Consider the following 17,079-nt stretch of genomic DNA (forward strand, 5'->3'; position numbering starts at 1 on the left):
CGCAGTGGGCCCATGCTACAGCCGGACCGGATCACCGCGGACCGGTGTCCGGGGTACGGCCGGGCGGGTCCGCCGCGGCGGTCGTCCCGGCCGGTCAGACGGCGTACGCCGGTGCATGGCGGCCCGGCTTGGCCCCGGCATATGCGTACGCACGGACTGGGCCCGCGCCCGGTCGAAGTCGGTCATCCGCCGGTCATCACCGAACGTAATCTCTCGACGTCTCTCTTCTGCGCCCCCCGGGTGCGCCCGCACTGCCAGGCTGTCCGCGCACAGGGGATGAGGTGAGGTGGAACGGTGAGCGATGGCGGACCAGAGGAGTCCGGTGGGGCCGTGGGACTGCCCAGCCGACGGCGGCGGCCGACGCCCATGAGTCAGTGGGACCCGACGGCGCGCCTGTCGTACTGGGCCTTCCACGCCAACCGGCGGCCCTCGTACATGCGTTTCGCGTACCTGCAGCTGGGCTCCGACAAGGCTGCCGAGGACGCGGTGGACGCCACCTTCGACTCGATCATGAACGAGTGGTTACGCATGCTCCACATGGACCGGCTCGACGCCTACGCCTGGACCATCCTCAAGCAGCGGCTGGTCGACCGGCAGCAGCGGCGCAGCACCTGGCCCGAACCGATGGACATCAGCGCCTTCGAGGCCGCCCTCAAGGAGGCCCACGCCGACCAGTACGAGGTGCTGACCGACACCATCCGCTTCTACTCCGCCGTGTCCCGGCTCGCCGAGCGGCAGCGCGACGCCGTGCTGCTGCGCTACGGGCTCCAGTGCACCCCCGGCGAGGCCGCCTCCGTGATGGGCGTCGACGAGGCCACCGTCCGCTCGCAGCTCGGCCAGGCCCACCGGCGGCTCGCCCGCCTGCTCGACACCTCCGCCGAATCATGAGGCGGCGCGAGGGCAAGGAGGAGCGCGGCGGCGACGCCACCCGCCGTTCCCTGGCCGAGTTTCTGACCCGGGCCGGGGTCCGCGACCGGTACCCGCACTACGACCTGGGCGCGGCCGAGGCGCGGCTGCTGTGCGCCGCCCGCGGGCAGGCCGCCGCGGCGCCCTCCCGGCGCCGGGCGTACGGGTGGAGCGACCCCGCGCGGGACTGCCCGCTCGACTCCGAACGGGCCCGGCGCGACCTGAAGGCCGTCTGCCTGGCCGCCGTGTGCACCCCGAAGGCCGAGGCCCAGCTGACGGCCTTCGTGGAGAGCGGGCACACCGACCTGGCCGGGGCGGTCGTCTTCGGCTGCCTGCTGCACCTGGCCGGGCTGCGCGAAGGGGCCCGCTTCTGGTGGCAGTTCGCCGCCGGTTCCGGGCGGGCGCGGACCGCGCCGGCCGCGTACTGCCTCTTCCTCGACCACTCCCGGCGCGGGGAGCACCACGACGCGCGGATCTGGGCGCGCGAGCTGGGCCGGCGCGGCTTCCGGCCGAGCGGCCGGCGGGATCTGCGCGAGGTGCGGCTGTGCGCGCAGGCCACGGTCCTGCGCTACGTCGACCAGCTCGACGATCCCGATCTGGGCCCGGTGCCGCTGCCGAGGCCCGGACTGGCCTCGGCGCTCGACGCGTTCCGGCCGGCGCCCCCGGTGGTGGCGCAGTCCCCGGAGCGGACCCGGCCGGGCGCGGGGCCGCTGCGGCATCCCGCGCTGGCGTCCGCGGCGCGCAAGGGCCGCACCCGGGCCGGAACGAGCGAGGCCCTGGCGCAGGCGCGGCGCGCGCTGGCCGTCGTACGGGTCCTCGAGAGGCATCCGCTGGGGGTGCGGGCCGGCCAGCTGGGGCGGGAGGCCGGTCTGGCCGACGCCGAGCTGTGGCCGGTGCTGGCGATGCTGTGCGAGGAGGAGTACGCGTACCGGCCGGGCGCGGGCGTGTACGCGCGCGGGCCCGCCCTCGACCGGCTCGCCGCCCCCGGCGGCAGCGGGCTGGCGGACCAGCTCCAGCGCACCCTGGCCCTGGCCCGGGACAGCGCGGGCGCCGCGGTGTACCTGAGCCGGTACGCCGAGGGGGAGGTCAGGATCACCCAGATGGCCGACGGGCCGGGGGCTCCGCCGGTCCGGGAGTGGGTGGACTTCAAGGCCGCCGCGCACGCCAGCGCGGTCGGCAAGTGCCTGCTGACCCAGCTCGACCACGAGCGCCGCCGTGACCACGTCGCCCGGTACCGGCCGGCCCGGCTCACCCCGCGGACCATCACCGACAGCCGGGTGCTGTTCACCGCCCTCGACGCGTTGGCGCCGGGCGCGCCGGTCTTCGACCTGCGCGAGTACTCCCCGGGCGTGGTGTGCTCGGCGGTGCCGATCGCGACCGGCGACGCCGCCGGGAGCCTCGCGCTGTCGCTGCCCGCGAACCGCGCCCACCGGCTGCCCGAGGCCACGGAGGCCCTGCGCCGCAAGGCCGTCCCGGTGCTCCTGGCACTGCTCCTGTCGGGCGCGATCCCCCCGGACGCCCCGGTCGCGCCGGCCGCCCCTGCTGCCGCCGGGGCCCCGGAGGGCGGCGGCACCCCGGCGAGCACCCCCCTGCCCCGTCCGTCGCACGTCACTCCGGAGACCCTGCGCCACCTCCGCAGTCTCTTCCGCACCCCGCTGGCCCGCGCCGCGCCGTCCCCGGCCGGTCCCCACCTGGTCAGCGACACCGCGGCCGAGGCGGCGTACTTCTTCGATCCCCTCCCGGAATCCGGCCCACCCCGCCTGGCCCTCCCCCTCACCTTCGCCCCCCTCACCCCCGGCAGCCTCCCCCGTTCCGAGGGCCTCCTGGTCCTGGGCACCGACTGACCGGCCCTGCTTCCGGCCCCGCCGCGGCCGTCCCGCCCCGGCGGGGTGTCAGGCGGGGCGGGTGAGGCGGTCGGCGCCCGAGAGGATCGCGGCCGCCAGTGCCTCCGCCGCCTGCGAGCTCCGCTCGCCCCGCAGCAGCGCGAACTCCACCGAGCCCAGGTCCGGCAGCCCCGGCACCCGGACCAGGCCCGGCGGGATCAGCCCCCTCGTGTGCGCCATCACGCCCAGGCCCGCCCGGGCGGCCGCGACCAGCCCGCTCAGGCTGCCGCTCGTGCACGCGATCCGCCACCCCCGCCCGTCCCGCTCCAGCACCTCCAGCGCCCGGGCCCGGGTGATCCCCGGCGGCGGGAAGACGATCAGCGGCACGGGCCGGTCAGGGTCCACCCGCAGCCCCTCCGCGCCGATCCACACCATCCGGTCCCGCCACACCAGCCGGCCCCGCTCGTCCCCCGGGCCGCGCCGCTTCGCGAGGACGAGGTCGAGCCGCCTCGCGTCCAGCCGTTCGTGCAGGGTCCCGGACAGCTCGACCGACAGCTCCAGGTCCACCTCGGGGTGCTCGTGCCGGAAGCCCTCGAGGATCTCCGGCAGCCGGGTCAGCACGAAGTCCTCCGAGGCCCCGAACCGCAGCCGCCCCCGCAGCCGCGTCCCGGTGAAGTAGGCCGCCGCCCGCTCGTGCGCCTCCAGGATCGTCCGGGCGAAGCCCAGGAGTGCCTCGCCGTCCTCCGTCAGCTCCACGCTGTGCGTGTCCCGGAGGAAGAGCTGCCGCGCCGTCGCCTCCTCCAGCCGCCGTACGTGCTGGCTGACCGTGGACTGCCGCACGCCGAGGCGCCCCGCGGCCTGGGTGAAGCTGAGCGTCTGGGCCACCGTGAGGAACGTGCGCAACTGGACGGGGTCGTACATGGCCGGCATGGCTCCCATGCTGCCACGGTCATCACGGATCGCAATGACAGTAAGTGCGGTGTGCAGGTTTCCCGATCACCGGCCCGAGCGCCACGATGAGGGGGCACACCCGCGACACGCCCCCGCTCGCCGGGCCCTGCCCCCGCCCCCGCCACGACAGCAAGAGAGCCCCGTACATGCGCCGCCCGCAGATACCTTCACGGCTGCCCCTGGACCCGTACGTCCTGGCCCTCCTCGGCACCGTCGCCCTCGCCGCGCTGCTGCCCGCCCGCGGGCCGGCCGCATCCGTCGCCGAGGGCGCCGCCACCGGCGCCGTGGCCCTGCTCTTCTTCCTCTACGGCGCCCGGCTGTCCACCCGTGAGGCCCTCGACGGCCTGCGCCACTGGCGGCTCCACCTGACCGTGCTGACCTGTACCTTCGTCCTCTTCCCGCTGCTCGGCCTGGCGGCCCGCGCCCTGGTGCCCACCCTCCTGACTCCCCCGCTCCACAGCGGACTGCTCTTCCTGTGCCTGGTCCCCTCGACCATCCAGTCCTCGATCGCCTTCACCTCGATCGCCCGCGGCAACGTCCCCGCGGCGATCTGCGCAGGCTCCTTCTCCAGCCTCGCCGGGATCTTCCTCACCCCGCTCCTCGCCGCCGGCCTGCTCGGCAACGGCGCGGGCGGGTTCTCCCTCGACTCCCTCGTCAAGATCGTCCTCCAGCTCCTGCTGCCCTTCCTGCTGGGCCAGGTGCTGCGCCCCCGGGTCGGCGCTTTCCTGGTCCGCAACAAGAAGGTCCTCGGCCTCGTCGACCGCGGCTCGATCCTGCTCGTCGTCTACGCCGCCTTCAGCGCGGGCATGGCCGCCGGGATCTGGCACCAGGTCAGCGCCGCGCGCCTGGCCGCGCTGATGATGGTGGAGGCCGTACTGCTCGCCGTCATGCTCCTGGTCAGCTGGTACGGGGCGAAGCGGCTCGGGTTCGGCCGGGCGGACCGGATCGCCATCCAGTTCGCCGGGTCCAAGAAGAGCCTCGCGGCCGGACTGCCCATGGCCAGCGTGCTGTTCGGGGCCCAGGCGAGCCTCGCGGTGCTGCCGCTGATGCTGTTCCACCAGATGCAGCTGATGGTGTGTGCGGTGCTGGCGCGCCGCCGCGCCCGGGACACCGGGGCCGCAGCGGACGGCGAACTGCCCGCCGGACATGTGGTGGAGGTCTCCTCCCGGGCCCAACACCCTGCGCCGCAGGCCCGGTAACGTGCGGCGGTGACCTGGATTCGCCCGCTCGCCGCCCACGCCGAACGCCCCTGCACCCTCGTGGTCTGCCGCGGCTGCTGCTGCGGGGACCCCCGCAAGAACCCCGGCTCCGACCACGCCGGCCAGCTGGCCCGGCTGCGGGAGGCCGCCGCCGCGTCGGGGGGCCGGCTGGCCGTCCGTACGAGCGACTGCCTCGGGCCGTGCGCACAGGCCAACGTCATCGTGGTCCAGCCCACCACCGAGGCCCGCCGCAGGGGAGCCCGCGCGGCCTGGTTCGGCTGGGCCCTGGACGACACCGCGACCGACGAGGTCATCGCGTGGGCGCAATCCGGCGGCCCGGGCGTCACCCCGGTCCCGGCGACCCTGGACCTCCACCGCATCGACCCGCCCGAGCCCAAGCCCAGGCCGGAAGGCAAGCGCCGCACCCGCCGGGGCCGCTGACCGCAGGGCCGGACGGCGGCAGGCCGGACCGCGGGAGCAAGCGCCCGGGAATCCGCTACAGGGTGATCCGTTCCTCGCCCGCGTAGATGTTCATGTTCTGCCCGCGCAGGAAGCCCACCAGCGTCAGGTCCGACTCCAGGGCCAGGTCCACGGCGAGCGAGGACGGAGCCGAGACGGCGGCCAGGATCGGGATGCCCGCCATCACCGCCTTCTGCGCGAGCTCGAACGAGGCCCGGCCGGACACCAGCAGCACCGCGCCCGCCAGCGGGAGGAGACCGGCCTGGAAGGCCCGGCCGACGATCTTGTCGACGGCGTTGTGCCGGCCGACGTCCTCCCGCAGGTCCAGCAGCTCGCCCTGCGGGGAGAACAGCCCGGCCGCGTGCAGGCCGCCGGTGCGGTCGAACACCTTCTGCGCCGCGCGGAGCCGGTCCGGCAGCTCGCCGAGGAGCCGGGCGGGAATCCGTACGGTGTCCTCGGCAGCGCTGTGCCGCAGCGGGAAGCGGGTCGCCGTGCGCACCGCGTCGAGGCTGGCCTTTCCGCACAGGCCGCAGGAGGAGGTGGTGTAGACGTTCCGTTCGAGCGTGATGTCCGGCACCGGGACCCCGGGCGCGAGCTGCACGTTCACGACGTTGTAGGTGTTGGAGCCGTCCTCCGTCGCCCCCTCGCAGTAGGTGACGGCCCGGACGTCCGACGCGGAGCCGAGCACGCCCTCGCTCACCAGGAAGCCCACCGCCAGCGCGAAATCGTCGCCGGGGGTGCGCATCGTGATGGCGAGCGGTTTGCCGTTCAGCCGTATCTCCAGCGGCTCCTCGGCGACCAGCGTGTCCGGGCGGACCCCGCTCACCCCGTTCCGCACCCGGACGACACGACGGCGCTCGGTGACCCGTCCCATGGTGATCAGCCCACCCGTTCTGTCCTCGTCGCGCACCTCGTCGTGCAGCTGACGAGCCCATTCTCCCGGATCGCCGTTCCAGGGTGCTCCCGGCAGGAAGATCCTCCGGAATCTCCAAATTCAGGGCAGGTAATCCTGTTGGGTCACGTGCACATGTACCCACCAGTAGCAGGTCAAGCTGGGTGATCCTGACTTCCGTACGAGGGGGGACCCCGCCCATGACCGGTTCACGCGTGGTGGCGCTAGGGCACTACCAGCCCGCGAAAGTGATCACCAACGAGGACCTCGCGGCGATGGTCGACACCAACGACGAGTGGATCCGCTCCCGGGTCGGCATCAAGACCCGGCACATGGCGGGCCCCGACGAACCGGTGGACGAGCTGGCCTTCCAGGCCGCGGGCAAGGCCCTCGCCGGAGCGGGCCTGTCCCCCGACGACATCGACCTCGTCCTGGTGGCCACCTCCACCGCGATCGACCGTTCGCCCAACATGGCCGCCCGCGTCGCCGCCAAGCTGGGCATGGGCGGCAGCCCGGCCGTCATGGACCTCAACGTCGTCTGCTCGGGGTTCACGCACGCCCTGGCCACCGCCGACCACGCGATCCGGGCCGGCTCCGCCACCCGCGCCCTGGTCATCGGCGCCGACAAGATGACCGAGATCACCGACTGGACGGACCGCACCACCTGCGTGCTGACCGGCGACGGCGCGGGCGCGGCCGTGGTCGAGGCCTGCGAGGAGCCCGGCATCGGCCCGGTCCTGTGGGGTTCGGTCCCGGAGATGGGCCACGCCGTGCGGATCGAGGGCTCGCCGCCGGTCTTCGCCCAGGAGGGCCAGTCCGTCTACCGCTGGACCACCAGCCAGCTCCCGCCGCTGGCCCGCAAGGTGTGCGAGAAGGCCGGGGTCGCCCCCGAGGAGCTGGCCGCCGTCGTCCTGCACCAGGCGAACCTGCGGATCATCGAGCCGCTCGCCGCGAAGATCGGCGCGGTCAACGCGGTCGTCGCCCGCGACGTCGTGGACTCCGGCAACACCTCGGCCGCCAGCATCCCGATGGCCCTCTCGAAGCTGGTCCAGCGCGGTGAGATCCCCACCGGCGCCCCGGTCCTCCTCTTCGGCTTCGGCGGCAACCTCTCCTACGCGGGCCAGGTCATCCGCTGCCCGTAGCGGGCGCCGCGGCGGCCGGGGCCGGGCGGCAGCGAGCCGGCCCCGCTCCCGAAGGCGACCCCGCCCGCCCCGAAGGCCGCAACGGGCGGCTCCTGGGGGTTGTGCGACCTGAGACGTACGCGGATCCCGCCCGGTGGAAGGACGCGCCGCCCCGGGGCGGGGCCGGAGGATGGAGGCACGCACGCCATCCGCCGCCGAGGGAAGCGAACGCCGCATGATCCGCAGGTCCGCCATCCTGACCACCGCCGCAGTCGTCTCGGCCGTGGGGCTCGCGACCATGGTCGCCCTCCCCGCCGCGGCCGACTGGTACGGGAACCGTCACCAGGAGACGGGTACGTACGCGACGGGCGCCGAGGCGAAGACCGCGCGGGCCTCGGTCCCGCGCTGGCTGGCGGACGACGCGACGTCGGTGCAGTACGCGATGAGGACGACGGGCGGCGACCGCCTGCTGACGGCGACCCTGCCGGACGAACGGCTGCCGACCGCGTGCACGACGGAGCCGCGGCCCCGCGCGCAGGAGGTCCCGCTCGCGGCGGACTGGTTCCCGAAGGACGCCCGGGGGAAGGCCACCGCGCGCTGCGGGCTGTACTACGCCTACATGGACGGCACCACCCTCTACGCGTGGCAGCACAACGACGACTGGCTGCGGGCCGAGCGCACCGCGGCGGGCCGCTGACCCGCGAGACGGGGAGTCTCGCCGCCCCCTCGGGGACATGCCTGCAGGTCAGCGAGCGGCCCGGGCCCGAATACCTGGTCGGAACCACCCCGATCCTTTGCTATTGTTGTCCTTGTCGCCGCGGGAAACCGGGGCCGACCACCTGGTCCGGGTGGCGGAATGGCAGACGCGCTAGCTTGAGGTGCTAGTGCCCTTTATCGGGCGTGGGGGTTCAAGTCCCCCCTCGGACACAAAACAAAAACCCCACTTCGGTGGGGTTTTTTGCGTTGGGGGTGCGGTGGCCCCGCGGTGTCCGGCTCGGACGGCGGGTGCGGATGCGGTGGTGCGGCATCATGGGGCGCCACGGGTTCGGAGGGGAAGCAACGTGTCGCACGACGGGCCGGAGAGCAGCATCGTGATCGCCGGGCGGTACCGCCTGGAGAAGCGGTTGGGCAGGGGCGGCATGGGGACCGTCTGGCGGGCCTCCGACGAGCTGCTCGGGCGGCCCGTCGCCGTCAAGGAGCTCCATGTCGACGGGGGTGCGGACGCCAGGGCGGCGCTGCGGGAGGCCAGGACCGTCGCCCAGGTCAGGCATCCGCACGTCGTCGTCGTGCACGACGTCGTGGAGCACGACGGGCGCCCCCACATCGTCATGGAACTCGTCGACGGCGGCTCGCTGGCCGACCGGCTCGGCGCCGAGGGACCGCTCACCCCGGCCGAGACCGCGCGCGCCGGGCTGGCCCTGCTCGGCGCCCTGACCGCGGCGCACGCGCGCGGAGTGCTCCACCGGGACGTCAAGCCGGCCAACGTCCTCATGGAGGCCGGGACCGGGCGGGTGGTGCTCACCGACTTCGGCATCGCGCGGCTCGCCGGGTCCACCACCATCAGCGAGACCGGTGCGTTCGTCGGCTCGCCCGAGTACACCTCGCCCGAGCGCATGCAGGGAGCCGCCGCGGGACCGGCATCCGACCTGTGGTCGCTCGGCGTCCTGCTGTGCGCGGCGCTGACCGGCGAGTCGCCGTTCCGCCGCGATTCGCTCGGCGGGGTCCTGCACGCCGTGGTGTACGACGAGATCCGGCCGCCGGCGCAGGCCGGGCCGCTGCTCCCGGTCGTCCGCGGCCTGCTGGAACGCCTTCCGGAGCGGCGGATGGGGGCGGCCGAGGCGGAGCGGCTGCTGTCGGCCTACGTGAGCACGGGCAAGGTCCCCGCCGTCGCCGACCGGGTACCGGCACCGAGTCCGGTGACCGCGCCGCCGGCCGGGACCGCATCCGGGGCGGGCGCGGCAGCCGCATACTCGCCGACCGAGCACGTCTCCCAGCCGTCCGCCCCGGTCCGGCGCGCCCGGCCCGCGCTGCGGGCGGGGGTGATCGCCGCGCTGTTCGCCGTCGCGGTCGCCGGCGCCGTGGCCGTCACCTCGCAGCTCGGCGACCGGTCGGCAGACGGTGCGCGGGGGACGACGCCCGCCGCCACCGCCTCCGGACGGAGCCGGGCCTCCGCCGACGCCAAGCCCGCGCAGGGCCTCTCGCCGGCGCCGTCCCCCGCCCGTACCGCGCCCCCGTCGGTGCCCGGGCCCGCCAAGCCCGCGCCCGCCGGGTACCGGTCCGTGTCCGACCCGGCGGGCTTCAGCCTCGCCGTCCCGGACGGCTTCCAGCGCTCCACCGACAGCGAGCGGGTCTTCTACGTCTCGCCGGACGGGGCCTTCCGGATCGGCATCAAGGAGAAGCCGTCGGTGTCCGACGGGCCGGTCTCCGTCATGCGGCTCTCGCACGCGAACGGCCCGGCCACCAACCCCGGCTACCGCGACGGCACGGTCGTCCCGACCACGCACAACGGACTGCCCGCGGCCCTCTGGGAGTTCACCTGGAACGGCTTCACCGCCGCCGAGGGCGCCCGGCACACCTTCGACGTCTGCTGGGACGAGAACGGGCGCCTGTACGACGTGTGGGTGTCCGCGCCCGTCGGCCGGCTCGCGGAGGCGCGGAGCCACTTCGACGCGGCGCTGGACTCCTTCGTTCCGGGCGGGGCGGCAGCCGCGAACGGCTGAGCCCGCGCCCCGGCGCCTCCCGTCCGGCGCACGATCTGCGGGGCGTCCGGCGTTTCCGGGCCGTCGGCGCGGGGAGTGTCTCCCCGGGCGGCCCTCGCGCACCTCCGGCAGGCCCTTCCCCGGTTCCCTGGGGAGGTCTTGTGGAGGTCTTCGCACCGTGATCAACCGCGGTGAGGGGTGGGGTAGCGTCGCCGCGCTGCGCGGAGAGGAGCGGGGCATGCGCGAGATCACCGTCCCACCAGTCGTTGTTGCGGCGCCCGTCGGCGGGCTCGCCGACGCCGTGTTCCGGCATGCCCAGGAGGATCCCGGCCGGGTGGTGCTCGGGCGCAAGGCCGACGGGGTCTGGCGGGACGTGACCTCCGGGGAGCTGGCCGCCGAGGTGCTCGCGCTGGCGAAGGGGCTGCTGGCCCAGGGGGTCCGGTTCGGGGAGCGGGTCGCCGTCATGGCGCGGACGCGGTACGAGTGGACCCTGTTCGACTTCGCCCTGTGGGCGATCGGCGCCCAGCCCGTCCCCGTCTACCCGACCTCGTCCGTCGAGCAGGTGCACTGGATCCTGCAGGACTCCGACTGCACCGCCTGCGTCGTCGAGGACGAGGACCAGGCCATGACCGTCGGTTCGGTCATCGAGCGGCTGCCGCACCTGCGGCGGCTGTGGCAGCTCGACGCCGGGGCCGTCGACGCGCTCGTCGCGGACGGCCGCGGGGTCGCCGACGACCTGGTGCACCGGCACCGCGCCGCGGTCACGCCCGACGCCGTCGCCACCGTGATCTACACGTCGGGCACCACCGGACGCCCCAAGGGCTGCGTCCTCACCCACGGCAATTTCATGTACGAGGCCGACACGATGGTGGCCCGCTGGGAGTCGGTCTTCCAGGCCGGGCCCGGGGAGCAGCCCTCCACGCTGCTGTTCCTGCCGCTCGCCCACGTCTTCGGGCGGATGGTGGAGGTGGCGGCGGTCCGGGCGCGGGTCAAGCTCGGGCACCAGCCGGTGCTGGCGGCGGCCGAGCTGCTGCCCGACCTCGCCGCGTTCCGGCCGACGTTCGTGCTGGGGGTCCCGTACGTCTTCGAGAAGGTCTTCGCGGCGGCGCGGCGCAAGGCGGAGGCGGAGGGGCGTACGGGCCCCTTCGACCGGGCGGTGGAGGCGGCCGTGCGGTATGCGGAGGCGCGCGAGCAGAAGGCGTTCGGGATCGGGCCGGGGCCCTCGGCCGCCCTGCGCATGGAGCACCAGCTCTTCGAGAAGCTGGTGTACGGGAAGGTCCGCGAGGCGATGGGCGGCCGGGTGCGGCACGCCATGTCGGGCGGGTCGGCGATGTCGCGCCGCCTCGGGCTGTTCTTCGACGGGGCCGGGATCACGGTGTTCGAGGGCTACGGGCTGACCGAGTCCTGTGCGGCGGCCACCGCGAACCCGCCGGGCGCGACGAAGTACGGCACGGTGGGCCGGCCGATCCCGGGCAGCACGGTGCACATCGCCGACGACGGGGAGGTCTGGCTGCACGGCGGCCACGTCTTCAGCGGGTACCTCAACGACCCCCGCGCCACGGAGGAGGTGCTGCGCGGCGGCTGGCTGGCGACGGGCGACCTGGGGCGGCTGGACGAGGACGGGTACCTCACGATCACCGGGCGCAAGAAGGAGATCCTGGTGACCTCCAACGGCAAGAGCGTCTCGCCGACCGCCCTCGAGGAGCGGGTGCGTTCGCATCCGCTGGTCGCGCAGTGCGTGCTGGTGGGCAACGACCGGCCGTACGTGGCCGCCCTGCTCACGCTGGACATGGAGGGGATAGCGCACTGGCTGTCGATGCGCGGGCGCCCGCAGATGCCCGCGTCGCAGCTGGTCCACGACCCGGACCTGACGGCGGAGGTGCGGCGGGCGGTGGTGGCCGCGAACACGCTGGTCTCGCAGGCCGAGGCGATCCGCACCTTCCGGGTGCTGGCGGAGCAGTTCACGGAGGAACGGGGTCTGCTGACGCCTTCGTTGAAGCTGAAGCGGCGGGCGATCGAGAAGGCGTACGCGACGGAGGTGGCGGCCCTCTACCAGCCCTGACGGCCCCCGCACCACATAACTGACGATGCGTCACTTCACTTCGTCAGCAATATTGACGATCCGTCAGGTCGCCCACAGAATGCGGGGATTCCGACCGGAGGGGATCCCACACATGTTGCGACCGATCCGCACCCTGGCCGCCGCGGCGGCGGCGCTCGCGCTCGTCTCCGCCTGCAACTCCGCCTCCGACACGAGCTCCCCCGGCAAGCCCGACGCGGGCTCGGCCGCCAACTTCCGCGGGGTGAGCGACCGATCGATCAAGGTCGGCGGCATCGTCTCCATGACCAGTGCCAGCGGCTACAGCAAGAAGGACACCGACCTCGGTGCCAGGGCCCGGTACATGAGGGCCAACGCCGAGGGCGGGATCAACGGGCGCACGATCGAGTACCTGGGCGCGGAGGACGACGGCCAGGACCCCGCCAAGAACATGGCCGCCGCCCGCAAGCTCGTCCAGCAGGACAAGGTCTTCGCGATCTCCCCGATGAGCTCGGTCACCTTCTCCGGTGCCGACTTCCTGGAGCAGGAGAAGGTCCCCACCTTCGGCTGGGGCACCCTGCCCTCCTTCTGCGGGCCCAAGTACATCTACGGGTTCAACGGCTGCCTGGTCCCCTCCCCCGGCGGCACCCTGAACCAGACCTGGCCCGAGGGCATCGCCCAGATCCTCGGCGGGGCCAAGGGCAAGTCGGTCGCGGTCATCGCCAACGACAGCGACGCCGGAAAGTTCGGCATCCGCACCTTCCAGCAGGGCTTCGCCGCCGCCGGGTTCGAGGTCGCCTACGCCAAGCCCTCCGTACCCGCGACGGCGGTGCCGAGCGACTGGTCCGCGTACGTGAAGGAGATCCTGGAGAGCAACGACGGCAAGGCACCCGACGCCGTCGTCTCGGTCATGCAGACCCCGAACAACATCGGCCTGTTCACGGCGCTCAAGCGCAGCGGGTACAAGGGGCTGCTCTCCGACCCGACCGACTACGACCCCGGTCTGCTCACCAAGGACGCCACGAAGCAGGCCCTCGACGGGGTGCACGTCCTGCTCCAGTTCGAGCCCTTCGAGTCGGCGAGCCCGGCCATGGCCCGGTTCAAGGCGGACATCAAGGCCGCCTCCGGCGGCCAGGACGTACCCCTGAACATGCACATGCTGACCGGGTACATGTCGGCGGACCTGTTCGTGTCCATCGCGCAGAAGGCGGGCAAGGACCTGACCGTCACGCACTTCCAGAACGCCGCCCAGAGCTTCTCCGACACCGGCACCCTCGTCGGCGACCGGGCCGAGCCCAAGGGGCAGAAGGACAGCTTCGGCTGCGGTGCACTGGTCCAGCTGAAGAACGGGGCGTACGAGGTCTCCGTACCGTTCACGTGCCACGCGCCGATCCCCTTCAAGTAGGGCTGGTCCCATGGGAGATCTGCTCGTCTTCGTCCTGAGCGGTCTGGTCTCCGGCGCCCTGTACGCACTGCTCGCCACCGGGCTGGTGCTGTCGTACTCGGCGTCCGGGCTGTTCAACTTCGCCCACGGGGCCACCGCCTACCTGTGCGCGCTGACCTTCTACGAGGTGCACTCCGGGCTGGGCTGGCCGGCGGTCCGGGCGGCCCTGCTGGTGGTGTGCGTACTGGCCCCCGGGCTCGGGTGGGGGCTGGACCGGCTGATGTTCCGGCGGCTCGCGCGCGTCGGCGAGACCGCGCAGATCGTCGCCACGATCGGGCTGCTGGTCGCGCTGCCCGCGGCGGGGCTGTGGGCCGTCGAGCTGCTGGGGGACGCGGGCGCGCCCGTGAAACCCGCGGAGAACCAGTTCGGGCTGCCGGGCGTGGGGCCGAGTCCGGCGAGGTCCTGGCAGCTCACGGAGGGCGTCGGCATCGACTCCGACCAGCTGATCACCTGGGTGGTGACGGCGGTCGTGGCGGTGGCCCTGTGGGTGCTGATGCGGCACACGCGGCTGGGGCTGCAGCTGCGGGCGGCCGTCGACGACCGCTCCCTGACCGAGCTGCGCGGGATCAGCGCCGACCGGCTCTCGTCGGTGGCGTGGATGATCGCCTCCGCACTGGCGGGGCTGGCGGGGGTGCTGGCGACGCCGCTGCTGGGACTGTCGGCGCACGACTTCACCCTGTTCCTGTTCGTCTCGGCGACGGCGGCGGTGCTCGGGCGGTTCGCGTCCGTGCCGCTCGCGTTCGCGGGCGGGCTGGTGCTGGGGGTGCTGCAGAACCTGGTGGCCGGGTACGCGTCGTTCGCCGAGGGGATCACCGGGTTCCGGACGGCGGTTCCCTTCCTGATCCTGTTCGGCGGCCTGCTCGTACTGACCCGGCGGGCCCGGACGGCGGGGACCGCGGCCGTGGACGCGGCGCCCGTGGACCATCTGGAAGGGGCCGCGTGGGGACGGCGGTGGGGGGTGTGGGCAGCGCTCGCCGGGGCGCTGTGCGTGGCCTTCTACACGGTGACCACGCCGTTCTGGAGCGGGCTGCTCGCGCAGGGGCTGGCCCTCGGGCTGGTGTTCATGTCCTTCACGGTGGTGACCGGGCTCGGGGCGATGGTGTCGCTGGCCCAGGGCACGTTCGTGACGGGGGCCGCCCTGGTGGCGGGGCTGCTGATGAGCCGGGGCTGGCCGTTCGTGGCGGCGCTCGCGGTGGGGACGTGCGTGGCGGCGCTGCTCGGGGCGCTGGTCGCACTGCCGGCGCTGCGGCTGGGGGGACGGACCCTGGCGCTGGCGACGCTGGCGCTGGCGTTCCTCGCGGACCAGGTGCTGTTCCAGCTGCGGTGGCTGCGGAACGGGGACTCCGGGTGGGCGGTCCCGCGGCCGGTGTTCGGGCCGGTGGACCTGGGGGACGACCGGGCTCTGGGGGTGGCGCTGGTGGTGCTCGTCGCGGTGTGCGCGGCCGGGCTGAGCGCGCTGCGGAACTCGCCCTCGGGGCGGGCGATGCTGGCCGTGCGGTCGGCTCCGGCGGCGGCGATGGCCTCGGGGGTGTCCGTACTGCGCACGAAGCTGCTGCTGTTCACGCTGTCGGCGGGGCTGGCCGGGTTCGGGGGCGTGCTGGTGGCGTCGTACAACACCCGGATCACGGCGACGGACTTCACGGCGATGACCGGGCTGGTGTGGCTGGCGGTGGTGGTGGCCGCAGGGGTCCGGCGGCCGCAGTACGCGGTGGTGGCGGGGGTGGTGTTCGCGGTGGCCCCGCGGCTGCTGTCCGACTACGTGACGCAGTCCGCGCACCTGCCGGTGATCCTGTTCGGGCTCGCGGGGCTGGCCCTGGCCAACGATCCGGACGGGTACTGCGCGGCGGCGCCGGTACGGCTCGCGAAGCGGCGGGCGGCGGGCCCCGCGGGCGGCCCGTCCCCCACCCCGCCCCTGCCCGGAACCGGGGCTCCGCCCGGGACGCCCTCGGGGGCTCCGCCCCCGGGCCCCGGTGCGGGAAGGGCCGGGGTGGGAGAGGGCCCCGCAGGCTCCGGCCCCGCCCTCGAGCTGCGCGGTGTCACCGCCGGGTACGACGGGGGGCTCGTACTGCACGGGGTCGATCTCGCCGTCCGGAAGGGGGAGATCCTCGCCGTGCTCGGGCCGAACGGGGCCGGGAAGAGCACCACGTGCCGGGTCGCCGCCGGACTCCTGCCCACCGTGCGCGGAGCGGTCCTCGTACGCGGGCGCGACGCCACCCGCGACGGGCCGGTGCGCCGTGCGCGGGCCGGGGTGCTGCTCGCCCCCGAGGGGCGCGGGATCTTCCCGGCGCTGACGATCGAGGAGAACCTCGCGCTGTACCTGCGCGAGGCGGACGCGCGCACCGCCGTCTACGACCGGTTCCCCCGGCTCGGGGAGCGGCGGGGTGTCCCCGCCGGGGCACTGTCCGGCGGCGAGCAGCAGATGCTGGCCCTCGCTCCGCTGCTGCAGCGCCCGCCCGAGGTGCTGATCGCCGACGAGCCCTCGCTGGGGCTCGCCCCCCGCGTCGTGGAGGAGGTGTACGCGCTGCTCACCGAGTTGCGGGACGCCGGCACCGCGCTGCTGCTGGTCGAGGAGAAGGCCGCCGGGATCCTCGGTGTCGCCGACACCGTCGCGTACCTCTCCCAGGGCCGGGTCGCGTGGTGCGGTCCGCGCGCCGAGGTGGAGGCCGACCGGCTCACCGCGGCCTATCTGGGGATGGCGCGATGACGGGGCCCTACGTACTGGAGAGCGCCGGGATCAGCGTCCGGTTCGGCGGGGTGAGGGCGCTCACCGGGGTGGCCCTCGGGGTCCGGGCCGGTGAGGTGTGCGGGCTGATCGGGCCGAACGGGGCCGGGAAGACCACCCTGTTCGACGTACTGTCCGGGATCCGGCGGCCCGACCGGGGGCGGATGCTGCTCGACGGGGCGGACATCACCAGGCGCTCCCCGGTCTGGCGGGCCCGGCACGGGATGCGCCGGACGTTCCAGCGCCAGCAGCTGTTCGGGCAGCTGAGCGTGGCCGACAACGTGCTCGTCGCCCAGGAGTGGCGCGGCGGCGGGGGCGGGATCGCCGCCGACCTCCTCGGCTCCCCGGCCCGGCGCCGCCGGGAGCGGGAGCGGCGCGAGCAGGGCGAGCGGGTGCTCGCCTCCTGCGGGATCGGCGCGCTGGGGGCGGCGTACGCGGGCGGGCTGCCGGCCGGTCAGGCCCGGATGGCCGAGCTGGCCCGCGCGGTGGCCGATCCGCCGCGGGTGCTGCTGCTGGACGAGCCCGCGTCCGGACTGTCGGCGCCCGAGCGCGAGCAGCTCGCGGCGGTCGTGCGGCGGCTGGCCGACGAGGGGTGTGCGGTGCTGCTGGTGGAGCACAACGTGGCCTTCGTGATGGACCTCTGCACCCGGGTGGTCGTCCTGGACCTCGGCACGGTCCTCGCCGAGGGCACCCCCGCCGAGATCCGCGGCGACCCGCTCGTCCGGGAGGCCTATCTGGGTACGTCCTGACGGTGTGTCGATCCCTGCGGGTCATGGCGGGAATACGTCGCACGGGCGGCCGGTTGTCGCCCCCCGTACCGATCTA

Annotated in this window: 12 protein-coding genes, 1 tRNA gene and 1 pseudogene; 12 read left to right on the forward strand and 2 right to left on the reverse strand. The window is 74.3% G+C overall.

Annotated elements, in window-relative coordinates; all coding sequences use genetic code 11:
- Positions 1 to 366 precede the first annotated feature (366 nt).
- Together ACFYXK_RS24985 and ACFYXK_RS24990 are read left to right on the forward strand one after the other, a co-directional pair.
- Entirely contained in the window at positions 367 to 888 is a 522-nt protein-coding gene (locus ACFYXK_RS24985; RefSeq protein ID WP_389413105.1) for an RNA polymerase sigma factor, read from the forward strand.
- A gap of 794 nt (positions 889 to 1,682) precedes the next feature.
- Positions 1,683 to 2,402, forward strand: a pseudogene (locus tag ACFYXK_RS24990) (IclR family transcriptional regulator C-terminal domain-containing protein); the annotation flags it as partial.
- A 396-nt stretch (positions 2,403 to 2,798) separates the two neighbouring features.
- Here the strand turns inward: ACFYXK_RS24990 and ACFYXK_RS24995 are convergent.
- Entirely contained in the window at positions 2,799 to 3,650 is an 852-nt protein-coding gene (locus ACFYXK_RS24995; RefSeq protein WP_389413197.1) for a LysR substrate-binding domain-containing protein, read from the reverse strand.
- Between the two features lie 176 nt (positions 3,651 to 3,826).
- Between ACFYXK_RS24995 and ACFYXK_RS25000 the strand changes: the two genes are divergently transcribed.
- Positions 3,827 to 4,879 (forward strand): bile acid:sodium symporter family protein, encoded by a 1,053-nt coding sequence (locus ACFYXK_RS25000; RefSeq protein WP_389413106.1) that lies wholly within the window; start codon positions 3,827 to 3,829, stop codon positions 4,877 to 4,879.
- 9 nt (positions 4,880 to 4,888) lie between these two features.
- The gene (locus ACFYXK_RS25005) at positions 4,889 to 5,320 is read left to right on the forward strand and encodes a (2Fe-2S) ferredoxin domain-containing protein (protein WP_389413107.1); all 432 of its coding nucleotides are present in this window, start codon (positions 4,889 to 4,891) and stop codon (positions 5,318 to 5,320) included.
- A gap of 55 nt (positions 5,321 to 5,375) precedes the next feature.
- Here ACFYXK_RS25005 and fdhD read toward each other — a convergent pair whose 3' ends face one another.
- Positions 5,376 to 6,212, reverse strand: a complete 837-nt coding sequence (gene fdhD, locus ACFYXK_RS25010; RefSeq protein WP_389413108.1) for a formate dehydrogenase accessory sulfurtransferase FdhD — start codon at positions 6,210 to 6,212, stop codon at positions 5,376 to 5,378.
- 218 nt (positions 6,213 to 6,430) lie between these two features.
- Here fdhD and ACFYXK_RS25015 point away from each other — a divergent pair, with 218 nt between their 5' ends.
- The 8 genes from ACFYXK_RS25015 (at position 6,431) to ACFYXK_RS25050 (ending at position 17,003) form a co-directional block, all read left to right on the forward strand.
- Positions 6,431 to 7,372 (forward strand): beta-ketoacyl-ACP synthase III, encoded by a 942-nt coding sequence (locus ACFYXK_RS25015; RefSeq protein ID WP_383510372.1) that lies wholly within the window; start codon positions 6,431 to 6,433, stop codon positions 7,370 to 7,372.
- Between the two features lie 214 nt (positions 7,373 to 7,586).
- Positions 7,587 to 8,048, forward strand: a complete 462-nt coding sequence (locus tag ACFYXK_RS25020; RefSeq protein ID WP_389413109.1) for a hypothetical protein — start codon at positions 7,587 to 7,589, stop codon at positions 8,046 to 8,048.
- Positions 8,049 to 8,193: 145 nt separating this feature from the next.
- Positions 8,194 to 8,278: transfer RNA gene (locus ACFYXK_RS25025), tRNA-Leu, on the forward strand.
- A 212-nt stretch (positions 8,279 to 8,490) separates the two neighbouring features.
- The gene (locus tag ACFYXK_RS25030) at positions 8,491 to 10,071 is read left to right on the forward strand and encodes a protein kinase (protein ID WP_389413198.1); all 1,581 of its coding nucleotides are present in this window, start codon (positions 8,491 to 8,493) and stop codon (positions 10,069 to 10,071) included.
- A gap of 217 nt (positions 10,072 to 10,288) precedes the next feature.
- Complete coding sequence (locus tag ACFYXK_RS25035; RefSeq protein ID WP_389413110.1) at positions 10,289 to 12,112, forward strand: AMP-dependent synthetase/ligase; 1,824 nt, start codon at positions 10,289 to 10,291, stop codon at positions 12,110 to 12,112.
- A gap of 112 nt (positions 12,113 to 12,224) precedes the next feature.
- The gene (locus ACFYXK_RS25040) at positions 12,225 to 13,493 is read left to right on the forward strand and encodes an ABC transporter substrate-binding protein (RefSeq protein ID WP_389413111.1); all 1,269 of its coding nucleotides are present in this window, start codon (positions 12,225 to 12,227) and stop codon (positions 13,491 to 13,493) included.
- A gap of 10 nt (positions 13,494 to 13,503) precedes the next feature.
- The gene (locus ACFYXK_RS25045) at positions 13,504 to 16,236 is read left to right on the forward strand and encodes an ATP-binding cassette domain-containing protein (RefSeq protein ID WP_389413112.1); all 2,733 of its coding nucleotides are present in this window, start codon (positions 13,504 to 13,506) and stop codon (positions 16,234 to 16,236) included.
- Positions 16,233 to 17,003 carry an ABC transporter ATP-binding protein gene (locus ACFYXK_RS25050; RefSeq protein WP_389413113.1) on the forward strand — a complete coding sequence of 257 codons (771 nt, stop codon included), beginning with the start codon at positions 16,233 to 16,235 and terminating at the stop codon, positions 17,001 to 17,003. Before ACFYXK_RS25045 ends, ACFYXK_RS25050 begins: the two co-directional genes overlap by 4 nt.
- Positions 17,004 to 17,079 lie beyond the last annotated feature (76 nt).

The organism is Streptomyces sp. NPDC002209, from assembly GCF_042890265.1.
Classification (GTDB): domain Bacteria; phylum Actinomycetota; class Actinomycetes; order Streptomycetales; family Streptomycetaceae; genus Streptomyces.